15 protein-coding genes and 1 pseudogene are annotated in these 14,954 nt (G+C 43.3%); 8 read left to right on the top strand and 8 right to left on the bottom strand.

Annotated features, from left to right (window positions below):
- Positions 1-5 precede the first annotated feature (5 nt).
- From CSHOW_RS01480 to CSHOW_RS01510, 7 genes and pseudogenes are all read right to left on the bottom strand, one after another.
- Positions 6-1,235: pseudogene (locus tag CSHOW_RS01480) on the bottom strand (DUF2920 family protein); the annotation flags it as partial.
- Positions 1,236-1,404: 169 nt separating this feature from the next.
- Positions 1,405-2,367 carry a beta-ketoacyl-ACP synthase III gene (locus CSHOW_RS01485; protein ID WP_002947335.1) on the bottom strand — a complete coding sequence of 321 codons (963 nt, stop codon included), beginning with the start codon at positions 2,365-2,367 and terminating at the stop codon, positions 1,405-1,407.
- Positions 2,368-2,386: 19 nt separating this feature from the next.
- Complete coding sequence (gene plsX, locus CSHOW_RS01490; protein WP_002952384.1) at positions 2,387-3,376, bottom strand: phosphate acyltransferase PlsX; 990 nt, start codon at positions 3,374-3,376, stop codon at positions 2,387-2,389.
- A gap of 5 nt (positions 3,377-3,381) precedes the next feature.
- Entirely contained in the window at positions 3,382-3,528 is a 147-nt protein-coding gene (gene rpmF, locus CSHOW_RS01495) for a 50S ribosomal protein L32 (protein ID WP_002943740.1), read from the bottom strand.
- Between the two features lie 11 nt (positions 3,529-3,539).
- On the bottom strand, positions 3,540-3,896 hold the full coding sequence (locus CSHOW_RS01500) for a YceD family protein (protein ID WP_002947339.1): 357 nt from the start codon (positions 3,894-3,896) through the stop codon (positions 3,540-3,542).
- A 14-nt stretch (positions 3,897-3,910) separates the two neighbouring features.
- Positions 3,911-4,324 carry a nucleoside-diphosphate kinase gene (gene ndk, locus CSHOW_RS01505; protein ID WP_002947340.1) on the bottom strand — a complete coding sequence of 138 codons (414 nt, stop codon included), beginning with the start codon at positions 4,322-4,324 and terminating at the stop codon, positions 3,911-3,913.
- Between the two features lie 95 nt (positions 4,325-4,419).
- Positions 4,420-4,704, bottom strand: a complete 285-nt coding sequence (locus CSHOW_RS01510; RefSeq protein ID WP_002947341.1) for a DUF362 domain-containing protein — start codon at positions 4,702-4,704, stop codon at positions 4,420-4,422.
- A 165-nt stretch (positions 4,705-4,869) separates the two neighbouring features.
- On the opposite strand from CSHOW_RS01510, the gene CSHOW_RS01515 reads away from it, so the two are divergent.
- The 8 genes from CSHOW_RS01515 (at position 4,870) to CSHOW_RS01550 (ending at position 13,703) form a co-directional block, all read left to right on the top strand.
- Positions 4,870-5,469 (top strand): peroxiredoxin, encoded by a 600-nt coding sequence (locus tag CSHOW_RS01515; RefSeq protein WP_002947343.1) that lies wholly within the window; start codon positions 4,870-4,872, stop codon positions 5,467-5,469.
- A gap of 165 nt (positions 5,470-5,634) precedes the next feature.
- Positions 5,635-6,357, top strand: coding sequence for a PilZ domain-containing protein (locus CSHOW_RS01520; RefSeq protein ID WP_002947344.1), 723 nt, complete (start codon positions 5,635-5,637; stop codon positions 6,355-6,357).
- 140 nt (positions 6,358-6,497) lie between these two features.
- Positions 6,498-8,801 carry an ATP-binding protein gene (locus CSHOW_RS01525; protein WP_002947345.1) on the top strand — a complete coding sequence of 768 codons (2,304 nt, stop codon included), beginning with the start codon at positions 6,498-6,500 and terminating at the stop codon, positions 8,799-8,801.
- Positions 8,802-9,315: 514 nt separating this feature from the next.
- Complete coding sequence (plsY, locus tag CSHOW_RS01530) at positions 9,316-9,930, top strand: glycerol-3-phosphate 1-O-acyltransferase PlsY (RefSeq protein WP_002947348.1); 615 nt, start codon at positions 9,316-9,318, stop codon at positions 9,928-9,930.
- The gene (locus tag CSHOW_RS01535; protein ID WP_002947349.1) at positions 9,927-10,241 is read left to right on the top strand and encodes a dihydroneopterin aldolase; all 315 of its coding nucleotides are present in this window, start codon (positions 9,927-9,929) and stop codon (positions 10,239-10,241) included. The genes plsY and CSHOW_RS01535 overlap by 4 nt, the downstream gene beginning before the upstream one ends.
- A 73-nt stretch (positions 10,242-10,314) precedes the next feature.
- Positions 10,315-10,986, top strand: coding sequence for a homeostatic response regulator transcription factor HsrA (hsrA, locus tag CSHOW_RS01540; protein ID WP_002947350.1), 672 nt, complete (start codon positions 10,315-10,317; stop codon positions 10,984-10,986).
- Between the two features lie 38 nt (positions 10,987-11,024).
- Positions 11,025-12,254 (top strand): sensor histidine kinase, encoded by a 1,230-nt coding sequence (locus tag CSHOW_RS01545; RefSeq protein ID WP_002947351.1) that lies wholly within the window; start codon positions 11,025-11,027, stop codon positions 12,252-12,254.
- Positions 12,255-13,703: a Ppx/GppA phosphatase family protein gene (locus CSHOW_RS01550; protein ID WP_002947352.1), complete on the top strand. Its 1,449-nt coding sequence runs from the start codon at positions 12,255-12,257 to the stop codon at positions 13,701-13,703. It abuts the gene before it with no gap.
- A 1-nt stretch (position 13,704) separates the two neighbouring features.
- Here CSHOW_RS01550 and CSHOW_RS01555 read toward each other — a convergent pair whose 3' ends face one another.
- The gene (locus CSHOW_RS01555; RefSeq protein ID WP_002947353.1) at positions 13,705-14,949 is read right to left on the bottom strand and encodes a PDDEXK-like family protein; all 1,245 of its coding nucleotides are present in this window, start codon (positions 14,947-14,949) and stop codon (positions 13,705-13,707) included.
- Positions 14,950-14,954: the final 5 nt, after the last annotated feature.

The raw sequence follows: 14,954 nt of genomic DNA on the forward strand, positions 1-14,954 counted from the left end.
AGATTGATTTTATCGTTAGATTCAAAAAATTTATACTCTAAATTTTCCGAGATATAGGTTATGCTTTTATCCTCGCAAGGTTGTTTAGGGCGAGCTGCGATCTTGGCTAACATCGGCGGAAGCTCTTTTGAGATCAGCGTTTTGATGGACATATCAAAGCCGTGAGTTAACGATTTGATAAATTTGCCGTCGAGCTCGCTTTCATCTTTTATTATTTTTAATGTCGCGTCTATGCCGCATGCGTTAAATTCGCTATAAAGTTCTGATTTATCAGCGATAGGAGCGATGTCGTCTCCGGCATAGTGATAGCTTAGATAAATCGGCTTTGGATATTTGCTTTGGGTTTTTACGTGGTCTAAATTTAAAATATAACGTATCTTTTCGTGTGCGGGCATAAATCTCTTATCGGAGCCATCTTTTAAGGTCCAAAGCGTCTTGTCGGAGATGAAAAAATTTATATGTTTAAAAAGCATATCGTTTGATGAGCAGCAGTGATTCATATAGTCAAGCTCCTTACCAAATCCCACGATCCTAAGCGGATATTTGGCGTAGCTACTGTTATCTATGACGCCGTCTATGAGCCACGGAGCGATCTTGGCGGCCATATGCGATAGGTAACCTCCATGCGAGCTGCCGATCATGACGACTGGTAGTTCGTTTAAATTTTTAATCGCTTTAAACGGCGCATTTGCCTTTATAAAAAGTAGGGCGTTTATCAAATCCTGCGCCTGCATAATGCCGAAATTTTGGTATTCGTCTTTTGCCGGATCAATCGTAAGGGATAAATTTAAAACAAAATCTTTTGGAAATGCTCCGCTATTTTTATTGTTGTCTATATAGTTACTAACCGCAGACAAGACGCCGTTTAGCTTATCGAAATTTTTTAGCGAGCTCAGATCGCCGCCTAGTTGCAGGTTTATTTCTCGGCATTTTTCTCTTAAAATTTCTTGATCAAATTCGTCCATATAGTATCTAGCGCCCGTAACTAATCTGTTGTAGATATGGTGATAATCTACATTGATCACGGCTACGTTAAATTCTCTGGCGGTAAATTCGGCTAGATAGTCTCTATATGCTTTATCGACGTCGCCGCCGCATCCAGGCACTATAAAAACTATGGCGTTAACCGGCTTATCGTCATCGTAGCACAGTTTGAAGTTTAATTTCGTAGAGCGTTTAACGCCCAGCTCCATATCGTCGCAAGAGTTGATTTCGTAGATTTTACTGACTACCATTTTTTGCCTTCCGTGATTTTTTGTATTATACCTCTGCCGAGCTAAATTTAGCTTTTTTGTCAAGTGTAATCGGTCGATCGTAAGCTATGCGGTGGTTATACTAAGGATTATGGAATCGATTTTTGGTTTTGATAAATTTAAGCGTAAGATTTAAATTTTAACTGCGAGATTAGAAATTATTTGCAGTTTCGCCGCCAAATTTAAGTAGAGCCGAACCCCAAGTAAAACCGCCTCCAAATGCGTCAAGTAAAAGCAAATCGCCTTTTTTAAGCTTGCCCGCTTCGTATGCGTCATTCATCGCCATAGGTATAGAGGCTGAGCTTGTGTTGCCGTATTTTCCTACGGTTACGACGCACTGCTCGTTTGTAAAATTTAAGCGCTGCTTGACCGCCTCGATAATGCGTAAATTTGCCTGATGAGGTATAAAAAGATCGATTTTATCGCTTGAAATTTGATTTTTTTCCAGGATATCTACGACGTCTTTGGTTAGCGTCTGGACGGCGATTTTAAAGACTTCGTTGCCCGACATCTTGATAAATTTCTCTTCGCCACCTGGCGTTATGAGTAGGTTCGCGTAGTTGCCGTCGGCTGCGGTGTGAACGTCGATTATTTCGTTTTCTTCGTTAGCGCTTACGACCGCGGCACCCGCTCCGTCGCCAAATAGTATGCAAGTCGTTCTGTCCGTCCAGTCGACAATCTTACTTAGTTTTTCGGCTCCGATTATCAATACGTTTTTTTTGTTTCCGCTTTCAATTAGTGATTTTGCAAGCTCAAGCAGATAAATAAAACCGGTGCATGCCGCGCTTATATCAAATGCCGTAATGGTATTTATGCCTAAATTTTTAGCGATTTTACACGCCGTCGAAGGCATACAAAAGTGATCTGGCGAGATTGTCGCACAGATAACCGCATCGACATCTTTTGCCGCCAAATTTGCTCTTTCAAGCGCTATCTTTGCCGCTTTCGTGCCAAGCTCGCTCGTGTCTTCGCCCTGCGCTATGCGTCTTTGGCTGATGCCGGTGCGTTTAACTATCCATTCGTCGTTGGTTTCCACCATTTTTTCAAGGTCGAAATTTGTTAAAATTTTAGGCGGAGCGTATGCGGCTATGGATATTAGCGAGGCTTTTGGCATTAAATTTTTCTTTGTAATTTCATTTTGCGAAGTGCGAAAGCTCGTCTTCGATGACTTTATTTATATCGGAGTTTGCGAATTTTAGAGCTTGAAATATCGCGTTTTTGATAGCTTTTGGGGTACTTTTACCGTGGCTTATTATGACGCAGCCGTTCACGCCAAGTAGCGGTGCGCCACCATATTCGTCGTAATCAACTTGCTGTTTTAGAGTTTTAAAAACTTTTTTCATGAGAAGTGAGCCGGCTATAGCGACCGGGGATTTTTTAACGTGTTTTTTGATGATTTTTGTTATGGCGTCGGCTACGCCTTCGCTTGTTTTTAGTAGGATATTTCCGACGAAACCGTCGCAAATTACCACATCGACGCTTCCGTCAAAGACTTGATTTCCTTCGGCGTTTCCTACGAAGCTATCAAGTTTTGAGATCATTTCAAAGGCTTCTTTCGTCGCCTCGTTGCCCTTACTGCTCTCTTCGCCGTTTGAAAGAAGCCCTAATTTAGGGGATTTTATTTTTAGAATTTCTTTTGCATAGGCTTCGCCCATTATAGCAAATTGAAACAGATGCTCCGGCCTGCAGTCTACGTTTGCGCCGACGTCCAAAACTAGCGTATTGCCGCCGGTTACGTTTGGCATCAGCGTCGCTATCGCCGGGCGAGAGACGTTTTTGAGTCGTCCGACTCGAAGCGTGGCAAGGCTCATCGTAGCTCCGCTGTGTCCTGCCGAAACTACGGCCATAGTTTGTTTATTTTTAAGTAGCTCGATAGCCTTAAAAATACTACTTTCTTTTCGCTTTAACGCATCAGTGGCGCCGTCGCTCATAGAGACGACCTCGTCGGCTTGAATAAATTTTACGTATTGTTTTAAATTTTGCGGAACGAGGCTTTCTAAAATTTTCGTATCGCCTACCAAAACGGCTTCGAATTTTACTTCTTTTAAAGCCTCGATCACGCCGCCGATAATAGGTTGCGGACCGAAGTCGCCGCCCATTGCGTCAATGCAAATGCTCGTCATTTGTATTAATACTCTCCGGTAGTTTTATTTACGCGGTGAGGCATTTTCCATGAGCCGTCTTTATCTTTTACGGGAACGGGAAGCGTTACTTTGTAGTGCGTTCTTCTCTTTGCCGCGCGAGTATGACTTACTCTTCGTTTAGGTACTGCCATTTTATTCTCCTTTATAGATTTTTACATTTATCACAATAAAAATAATCGCTCTTAAAAGCTTCTATTTCGCTTGTTAATACTTCTTCTAAATTTACAAAACCGTCGAAAAACTCTACTACATCGTCGAGATTTTCTTCTTTACCTTTATAAATTCCGTCGCTTAATATCAAATTTACGTCTTCATCAAGCTTTAAATTTATATCTTCGCCGCATCGGTCGCAGTTGTGAGCTATCTCGCCTGCGATTTTGCCTTTACAGCTAACTAAATTTTGATTTATTCTTTTTAGATCGCCGTTAAAATTTACCCCGTCCGAGTTTAGCTCGAACGGCATTTGGTTATTTGCGATTTTGGCGAAAGATATTTTCAAAATTTAACCTAAATTTAGCAAATTTCTCTTGTTGCAAAGAAAAATGCGATCTCGTTTTTAGCGTTTTCTAGGCTGTCGCTACCGTGAACGGCATTTGCGTCGATGTTCTCTGCAAAGTCGGCTCTGATAGTGCCCGGTTTTGCTTCTTTTGGGTTTGTTGCGCCCATTAGATCGCGATTTTTAGCTACCGCATCGTCGCCCTCAAGAACCATAACTACGACCGGTCCGCTCACCATAAAATCAACCAAATCATTAAAGAAAGGTCTGTCTTTGTGAACTGCGTAGAAAGCTTTTGCGTCGCATGTGCTTAGTTTAACTTTTTTCATAGCGGCGATTCTTAGTCCGTTGCTTTCGAATCTATCCATGATTTTTCCGATAACGCCCTTTTTTACGGCATCAGGCTTAATAATAGAAAGCGTTTGTTGCATAAAATTTCCTTTTTGTGGTTTTTATAAGGCGGTGATTATATCAAAAAAAAATTAAATTTCAAAATAAGCCCCGCAAAAGGGCTTAGGTGCGGAGTTTACGAGATGACGGCAGTTTCGCCGGTTCTCATATCTGCGGTTATCTCGTCGCGAGAAGGCTGTCCTGCATAAGGAGCGTCCCAAACGATGCAGCCGTCGGTCGGACAGGCCGAGGCGCATGCCGGCTCGTCGTTAAATCCTACGCACTCGACGCATTTATCCGCATAGACGTAGTATGCGTCCTCGCCGGTCGGGTTATCCGCGTCGTCTACGATAGCGCTCGTCGGGCACTCGTCGATGCATGAGCCGCAGCTGATGCAAATATCTGTTATTTTTACTGCCATTTTTTATCCTTTTTGGTCAAAATTTTCGCAAGAATATCAAAAACTAAGTAAATTTGATATTAAATTTTTTCGTTAAATTTTAAAACGAAAACGTTAAATTTTTAGCTCTTTTTAATATTTAGATGATATAATTTCGCTACAAATAAAAATTATTAAGGAGAAAAAATGTTAGTAACAAAAAAAGCACCTGACTTTACAGCTGCAGCGGTTTTAGGAAGCAATCAGATCGTAAATGATTTCAACCTATATAAAAATATCGGCGAGAAAGGCGCGGTAGTATTTTTCTACCCTATGGACTTTACATTCGTTTGCCCTAGCGAGATCATCGCGTTTGATAAAAGATACGACGAATTTAAAGCTCGCGGTATCGAAGTTATCGGCGTTTCAACAGACAACCAATTCTCTCACTTCGCATGGAAAGAAACTCCGGTAAATAAAGGCGGTATCGGCCAAGTTCGCTTCCCGCTAGTAGCCGATATGACGAAGTCTATCGCTCGCGGTTTTGACGTACTTTTAGAGGATGCGGGCGTAGCGCTTCGCGGTAGCTTCTTGCTTGATAAAGACGGCACCGTTCGCCATGCGGTTATCAACGACCTTCCGCTTGGAAGAAACATCGACGAGATGATAAGAATGGTCGATACGATGCTATTTACGAACGAACACGGAGAGGTTTGCCCTGCCGGCTGGAACAAAGGCGATAAAGGCATGAAAGCCGATACCGCAGGCGTCGCAGACTACCTATCTCACAACGCAGACAAACTATAATTATCCAAATTTAAGGGCGAGCTCTCGCCCTTAGTGCTTCTTTTCTACATCTTTACATCAAAACGACATTAAGTTTAATACAAAATATCAGTACTTAAATGAAAAAATAAGGATTTTTTACTATAATCTAGTTTTAAACTTTATTCGGAAGGAATCATATTTCAGATGAACAGTACGTATAACGACAGCTCTTTTATGCGCGAGGACGCAGTGACCGTATTTGCCAGAGTACGAAACGATAACCGCCAGGTGCACTTTCTAAATCTTTACAACGGCGTAAAAGTCGAGTGCATGGGCGAAGTAGAGCATGTAGAAGACGATACGGTCGTCTGCAAGGTAGCATTAGAGCAAATTTTGGCCATGAAAGAGGAACAAAACGCCTATATCGTACGCGATGAATATTTTTCCGAAAATTTAAGGGCGGATATCATCGGATTTGATCTTGCAAATTTGACCGTTACTCTACAAAATTTCACGTATATGCAAAATCTGCACGCAAACCTAAGAAAACATCAGCGCGTTTATCCCGATCGCTATACTAGAGTGATCTTGACGCAAAACGGTAGCGAAATAAGCGGCAATCTATACGATATCTCAAGAGGCGGCCTAGGCGTCGTTAGCTTGGATGACGGCGAGTTTAAAGAGGGTGAGCCTATAAATGCTAAATTTGAGCTAAGCATACTAGATGAGGCTAGCGACTCTAATAAAAATATAGAAATAGACACTAATCTAAAATTGGTCGCTGCGTTAAGATATAAAGGTGCGATGAGATATTGTTGCGAGCTAGCCGATAAAGACGGCGCAGGCGAAGATATAGCGAAATTTGCCAAAAGACGCGTAATAGAAACTCTCGAAGAGCTAAAAGAGCAGCTAAAAACCTACCAATAAATTTAACGCAAAATAAAAAGGCGAGCATCGTGCTTACCTTTTTAAAATTTTACCCGCTTCGATTTCAAATTTACCCCGCAGCTTCACCCGAAATTTAAACAAAAATCAGTAAAATAGCCCAAAATCTACAAGGAAATTTTATGAAAACTATTCAAGAAAATTTAAAGCTATTTTACGTCGGCCTCAAAGACAAAGAGCCGTTTTTTTACAAAAACAAAGACCTCACGACGCATGCAGCCATCATCGGCATGACCGGTAGCGGTAAAACAGGCCTTGGCATCGGCATCCTAGAAGAAGCCTGCATCGATAATATCCCGACCTTTATAATCGATCCAAAGGGCGATATGACAAACCTCGCTTTGGCGTTCCCGCAGATGCGCGCGCAGGATTTTGTACCATATGTCGATGAAAACGAAGCGCAAAACAAAGGCATGAGCGCGGATGAGTTTGCCGCTAGCGAAGCACAGACGTGGACAAAAGGCATCGAAGGCTCGTTTCAAAGTCTAGAGCGCGTGGGGCTTTTTAAAGATAGCGCCGAGCTAAAAATTTATACTCCAAAGAGCAGTAGCGGCGTCGGCGTGGCGTTGCTCGGGGATTTTGCCCGTCCGAATTTAGACGCAGGCAGCGAGGAGTTTAGCGAGTACGTAGGCTCCCTGGCTAGCTCCGTGCTCTCGCTCGTGGGCATAGAAAACGACGTAAACTCAAAAGAACACCTGCTCATTTCGAACATCTTTATAGATAAATTTAGCCAGGGCGCGGACGTGAGCCTAGAGGAGCTCATCGGCTTTATCGCGACGCCTCCGTTTGCTAAGATCGGCGTATTTGACGTGGAGAAATTTTATCCGAGCTCCGAGCGTATGAAACTAGCGGTTAAGATCAACACGCTGCTTGCAAGCCCTGATTTTCGCGCGTGGCTGAGCGGCGAGCGACTCGATATTTCAAAAATGCTTTTTAACGCAAACGGCAAGGCAAAGTGCAATATCTTTACCATCTCGCACCTAAAAGACGGCGAGAGGATGTTTTTCGTGACGCTGCTGCTAAATGAAATCATCGCGTGGATACGCAAGACCGAGGGTACGAGCTCGCTTCGCGCGGTGCTTTATATGGACGAGATTTTTGGATTTTTCCCGCCAAACGGCAATCCGCCGTCCAAAACCCCGATGCTAACTCTACTAAAACAAGCCCGCGCGCACGGCCTTGGCGTGATACTTAGCACTCAAAACCCGGTCGATCTTGACTACAAGGGCCTTAGCAACATCGGCACGTGGTTTATCGGTCGCTTGCAAACCGCGCAGGACAAGGCGCGCGTGATCGACGGTATGACGGGGCTTGCGGGCTCTGCGATGGATAAAGGCGAGATAGAAAATCTCATCTCAAATTTGCAAAAGCGCAACTTCCTACTAAAAAACATCCACGAGGACGGGCTGTCTGTCATCTCGACGCGCTGGGCCCTGAGCTATCTCAAAGGACCGCTTAGCCGCGAGCAGATTTCAAATTTGATGAAAGAGCAAAAGAGTGGGTCAAATTTTAGCGGATCAAGCCCGGCAAAAAGCTTTGCTGCTAAGCCCGTGCTATCGCCCGATATCGCTCAAATTTACGCCGCGAGTTCAAATTTGCAGGAGGGCGGCGAGCTGGAGGGGTATCTTTACGGTGAAGCCAAAGTACGATTTTACGACGCTAAAAAGGGGCTTGACGAGGTTCGCGAGGTAAATTTCACGCTAAGGCTGGATGAAGCTCAAAAAAGCGCCGACTGGAGCGAAGCTAGCGAAAATATGCATTTTACCGCGGTTTCGGAGCCAAATTTTAAACTATCCTACGCGCCGCTGCCGGGCTTTGTCGCGGGAGCTAAAAATTTCAAAGAGCTAACCAAAAATTTCAAAGAATTTATCTATAGAAACTACAAGCTTAGGCTCTTTAGCGCGCTAAATTTAAGCTCGGCGCCAAACGAGAGCAAGGAGGAGTTTTACGTCCGTTTGGCCGATAAATGCAACGAAATTTTAGAGGCGCAAACTGCTAAGCTCACGGCTGAGTTTGACAAACAAAAAGCGCGCCTAGAAGAGAAGCTAAACCGCTCGGTGGCAAAGCTGGAAAAAGAGCAGCGAGACTTTAAAAGCAAAGGCATCGAGACCGCAATCTCGGTGGGTGCGAGCATTTTGGGCGCGATATTTGGCAAGGGGCTGCTAAGTAGCGGAAACATCGGCAAAGTTGCGACCTCCGCGCGCTCGGCAAATAGTGTGCTAAAAGAGCGTAGCGACGTCAAACTAAGCGAGCAAGAAGTCGCCCAGCTAAACGCGCAGATCGAGGAGCTGATGGCGAAATTTGAAGAAGACGCCAGCGCGCTAAAAGCCAAAAATGACGTGCAAAACGTGGAGGTGACGGAGGTGGAGGTTAGTCCAAAGAGTAGCGATATATACGACGAAAGGGTCTATCTTTTGTGGAAATAACGGCTCGTCTCGCGAGTGCTTTTCCGAGATTTCGCAAAATTTTCGCTCCGCAGGCTATATGCCTAGCGCACGCTCAATTTAGCTTCAAAACTCGAAAAATCATCTCACGATACTTCGCCTTGATTTATTATATTCAAATTTTATTCGCCGAAACCCGCATCTCGAAAACATCAAATTCGATTCAAACCTGCGACGCTTTGCGTCAGCAAAGCTATGTCGCCACCTTAAAAGCGTCGTAGGGGGAGGGGGATTAAAGGGGGTGGGGAGCGACTTCGCAATTTAAGCCCCCGCCCCCTTTACAACAAAGTAAAAAACAACCTCAAACGGTTGTTTTTTACTGAAGGAAGCCAAACTTGCAATGCCAAATTTAACCAAACCAAATTTAGCATTTTCAGGGTGCGGGTCTCGGCTAGCAAAATTTACAAATTTGCCGCCCTTTAAAACGACCGATTTATCAAAAAATCAGCCGAATTTAATTAATATTGCGAAATCTAAACAAAAATCAGGATAAAAAATGAACGAAAATTTGATAGCTTATGCTGCGGCGTATCTGCTGGGCGGTATCCCCTCGGGCGTGATTTTGGCATATATCTTCGGCGGAGTAAACATCAGAAGCGAAGGTAGCGGCAGTATCGGCGCGACAAACGTCTTGCGCGTGCTAAAGCAAAAAGACCCCAAACTCGCTAAAAAAATCGCGATTTTGACCGTCGTTTGCGACGTTTTAAAGGGCGTATTGCCGATTTTAATCGCGAAATTTGTAGGCCTTGCTCCCGCGACGCTTTGGGCGATGGCGGTACTTTCGGTGCTCGGTCACTGCTATTCGCCGTTTTTAAAATTTGAAGGCGGCAAGGGCATTGCCACGGGAGCGGGCGTTTTGGCGGTTTTTTTGCCGCTTGAGATCGCTATCGCGCTTGGAGTTTGGTTCGTCGTGGGCAAGCTGCTTAAGATCTCATCGCTCGCCTCGCTAGCCGCGCTTGCGGCGTTTATCGTAGCGACTTTTGCGCTTCAGCCGCAGATTCCTGATATCGACTCTTATGCGCCGATATTTTTGATAGCGTTTTTGGTCGTTTACAAGCACCTGCCAAACATCAAACGCCTGATAACCGGGCAAGAAAAGCGCGTCATTTGACGACGATTATCAAAGATTACGAATTTAGCACGATCATCGGGCTGCTTGATTTTGAGCGCGTGACGCCGCAGAAGGTAAGGGTAAGCGCGGAATTTGAAAGCGGCGAGTTTATAGACTACGTGGAAATGATAAATTTAATCGAGGAAATTTACGCGCGGGAGAAATTTGGTACCGTGGAGAGCTCGCTTGAAATTTGCGCGAAAAAGTTGAAGGAAAAATTTAGCTCGCTTAGCTTTTTAAAAATGGAAATTTTAAAAATCGAGATCGTCAAAAATGCGACGGTTGGCGCAAGAGCTGAGTTTAAATATTAAATTTTTTTTAAAGTATCTTGAAATCTTGCTTAATTTATGCTACAATCCCAACAAATTTTACTGAAGGGAAAAAATGAGAATTTTAATAGTTGAAGATGAGGTAACTCTAAACAAAACCATCGCCGAGGGCTTGCAAGAGTTCGGCTACCAGACCGACAGCTCGGAGAATTTCAAGGATGCCGAATACTACATCGGTATTAGAAATTACGATTTGGTTTTGACTGATTGGATGCTGCCTGACGGCGACGGCGTGGATCTAATCAACATCATCAAACACAAATCTCCGCGCACTGCAGTAGTCGTACTGTCTGCGAAAGACGATAAAGATAGCGAAGTTAAGGCGTTTAGAGCAGGTGCGGACGACTATATCAAAAAGCCGTTTGATTTTGACGTTTTGGTAGCTAGAATCGAAGCAAGACTGCGCTTTGGCGGCACCAACGTTATCAAAATAGACGACCTTATCATTGATCCGGACGAGGAGAAAATCACCTATCTAGGCCAAGATATCGAGCTAAAAGGCAAGCCGTTTGAGGTACTAACTCACCTTGCGCGCCACAGCGATCAGATCGTCAGCAAAGAGCAGCTACTAGACGCGATCTGGGAGGAGCCTGAGCTCGTAACTCCAAACGTAATCGAAGTAGCAATCAATCAAATCCGCCAAAAAATGGATAAACCGTTAAATATCTCGACTATCGAGACGGTCAGAAGACGCGGGTATAGGTTTTGCTTTCCCAAAAAAGCCTAAGATTTAGGTTTATAGTGCAATTAGCATCGGCTTCTACGATGCTAATTCTCATCATCTCCGTTCTTTTATATCAGTATATCAAGGTTACGATATACGAGGGTATCTCGCAATCGCTCGCATATGAAGCTAAAATTTTATCCACGAGCGCAAATTTATCTAAAGTACAAAAACCGTTTGAATACTTCACGCTAAACGATAGTCCCACTAGAGCAAAGCTCGTTGAGGGCAAAACGGTATCGCCTTATTTCGTCACGGAAAGTGTCGGCCAAAAGACCCATTTGACGTTATTTTACCCATATATGGACGATACTAGCATCGCGCTAACCAAAGACACCACCCATCAAAGCAAACTCATAGATCAAATTTTAATCGACATCATCATGGTAAACGCTACGTCGATACTTCTGATTATTTTTTACGTGCTGTTTTTGTCGCGGATGCTGCTTGTGCCGATCAAAATTTTAAGCAGAAAAATGACGAATTTAAACGAGCGATTTTTGCAGACGGTGAGCCTTGAGGAGCTACCGCCCGAGTTTAAGCCGCTGGGCAAAAGCCTAAACCGCCTAATCGAGCGTATTCAGACTTTCGTGCTTTATCAAAAAGAGCTTTTCGTCGGCGTTGCGCACGAGCTAAAAACGCCGCTTGCCGTGATGAAAACCAAAAACGAAGTGACGCTAATAAAACCGCGCGAGAGCGAAAAATATATCGAAGCGCTCAAAAACAACAACGAAGCCATCAATCAGATGAATAAAATGATCGGCTCTATCCTGGAGATCGGACGGCAGGAGGGCGCGCAGTTTGAGGAGGCTGTGCGTATCGACATCATCGAGTTTTTAAATCAATCTGCGAATAATTTTAAAATTTTAGCTCGCGGCGAGGGCAAGGATATAGCGACGGATTTTACGCCTGGCAGTCTTGAAATGACGCTACAAACGACGCTTTTAACGCATGTTATTCAAAATTTCGTTCAAAATGCGATCAAATTTTCTCCTCGCGGCGCCGTGATCACGCTACGCTCGCGCCTTAGCGAAAACGAGTTTATCATCGAGGTCGTAGACGAGGGTTGCGGCATCGACGAGAGCAAGGACCTTTTTGCGCCGTTTAAGCGTTTTGGCGATAAGGGCGGAGCGGGGCTTGGGCTATTTCTAGCTAAGGGCGCGGCTCAGGCTCTGGGCGGCTCGGTGTCTATCAAAAACCGTACCGACGGGCACAGCGGCGCGATCTCGACCCTCACTCTAGCGATAAATAAAAATAATAAAGGCAAATAAATGGCAAAACGAACCGCCGTCATAGATCTAGGCTCAAATTCGATGCGAATGGCGATTTTTGAGAAAACTTCGCGTTACGCGTTTCACATCATCGGCGAATTTAAGATGAAGGTGCGTCTGGGCGAGGGCGCGTACGAGCACGGCGGCGAGATCTCGGAAAAGTCGATGCAAAAGGCCTGCGAAGCGCTTAGTGAGTTTAAAAATATCGCAAAAAGCTACAAATGCTCGAAAATTTTCGCCATGGGCACCTCGGCTCTGCGCGACGCTCCAAACGCCAGCGAGCTCATAGGCATGGCGCGCAGGGAGCTTGGGATAAATTTAAAGGTCGTTAGCGGTAAGGATGAAGCGACGTTTGGCGGAGTGGCGGCGCTAAATTTGCTTGAGCCGCTAGAGGAGTTCGTCACGCTTGATATCGGCGGGGGTTCTGCCGAGCTAGCGCTTGTTAGTGGCGGCAAGATAATAGATGCCGTGTCGTTAAATTTGGGCACGGTGCGGCTAAAGGAGCTATTTTTCGATAAGAAAAATTTAAACGCTGCAGCGCCCTTTATCAAAGAGGCATTTAAAAGCTTGCCTAAAAACTTTAAAAGCAAAAACCTAGTCGCCATCGGCGGTAGCCTGCGCGCGATATCTTCGGCCATCATGTCGGCGCAAGACTATCCGCTAAAAACCGTGCATAACTTTGCCTACAAATTTCAAAACCACAAAAACTTCATCGAAAATTTAGCCCGAGCGAGCGTGCTGGAGCTTGGGAAATTCGGTATCAAAAAAGATCGCTTCGATACGATTAGAGAGGGCGCGCTCATCTTTTTAGGCGCAGTGGATGCAGTGGGCGCGCAAAATATCTATACTAGCGGCGCAGGCTTTAGAGAGGGCGTATTTTTGAGCGATATATTGCGTCCGACGCGTAAATTTCCGCCGAATTTCAACCCGAGCGTGAGGAGTTTGCAAGATAGATTTTTGCTAGACGATAACAAGACGATCGTGAAATACGCCAAAGATCTATTTGCCGCTCTAGAGCCGTTGCATGGGCTTGAGGGGCGATACGAGAGCGAGCTGGCTGTCGCTGCTAGATTGCATAGCGTGGCGCAGTGTTTGGGATTTTATGGCGAGCACGCTAGTTCGGCATTTTTTGTACTAAATGCCTTAAACTACGGCTTTTCGCATGCGCAAAAATGCTTGGTCGCCGCGATCATCGCACAAAACGGCAAGAAAACCTCGAGCGAATTTGAGCGATTTAAAAACCTGCTACCGAGCGAGGATGTCGTGCGCTGGCTGAGTTTTATCCTCGCGCTTGCTAAAAATTTAGACGCAAACTGCTCGCATAAAAAACTGGAGTTTGAGTTTATCAACCACACTTTGCAAATTTACGGCGCTAAGGAGCTGTTTATGGCGAAGGAAAATATCAAAAAGATGACCAAGCCGGATACCTTTGCGATCTGTTTTGCGTGAGTTAGGAATTTCCTAGCTCACTAGATACTGTAATAATCTTTATGTCAAATTCTTCTATTTCTACTAATATTTTTTTAACTATTTCTTTTGCTTTGGTCTCTATATCCTCATCGTTAAAATTCTCTATCTCTGATTTATTAATTTTGTAGATCTCCTTTCCTTTGTTCTTGTTAATATTAATATTTAGTATTTTGCTCAACTTATCTATTTTTTTATTGTGTTCTTCTATTGCACTATCTTTATTTTTATTTTTATTTTTATTTTTATCTTGTTTATAGCTACCATCATATCCAATCCAAATATATTCTTCCTTCGTTATATTAAATTGGATGTCTATAGCATATTTTCTTTCTTTGTTTGCTTCCTTTGCATTTTTGCTGTACATAAAGTTGTATATATAATCGGCATTTTTTGTTCTTATTAGATATAGGTTGTTTAGACGACTATCTTTATAGATTTCTATACCTCTCTCTTCTAGTGTATTTTTTATTGCCTCAAACAACTTATCTAATTTTGTCCTTTTATAGCTAATTAAAATTTGAAGCTCTTTTTCATATTTGTCCCAAATTTGCTCACATAAATTTTGTAGTTTTTCATTACTCATAATATTTTTCCTTTTTAGCAAATCGACATAGCTTGATAAAATAATATTTGCTTTTTGAGGCGGATTATTGTTTTTTAGCAAGTATTCTATGCTATCGCCGATTATTTTATATGTCGCTACTAGCCACCAGTCTTGCTCTGTCTCATCCTCAGGCAAGCGCCCGTCCTTCGTTAGAAAAATATAAATTCTTTTAAATTTTTTAAATTTATTATCGATAAATTTGCGATACCGGGGTAACTGTTTTTCACTCTCGTCCGCTTCAACCTTATTTTCTATCGTTATGACAAATTTACTATTTTCGTCAATTAGCAAAAGATCGATATTATCGCTTTCTCTAAAAATTCGTATATTCTTTTCTTGGATTTTTAGATATTTTTCTAAATTTTCGTAACTTTCTGAAGTATTATTGCCGTTTTCTAGCGTAAATTTTAAAAATCCCTCTAAAATTTGATATTTTAATCCGTGTTCATTATCTCCAAAGAGCCAGGCTAAGGTATTTGAGTGTTTTATTTCTTGATTGCCAAGACCCGTAATTTCAAAGATATTAAAGTCCATTACGCTATTTTTGATAGCGTTAAATTTTTCTTGAGCCTCTTTATCGTTTATAAATTCTTTTAAAATTTCCAAATCGTTTTTGGCCAAATTTA

The organism is Campylobacter showae, assembly GCF_004803815.1.
In the GTDB taxonomy this organism is placed as follows: Bacteria; Campylobacterota; Campylobacteria; order Campylobacterales; family Campylobacteraceae; genus Campylobacter_A; species Campylobacter_A showae.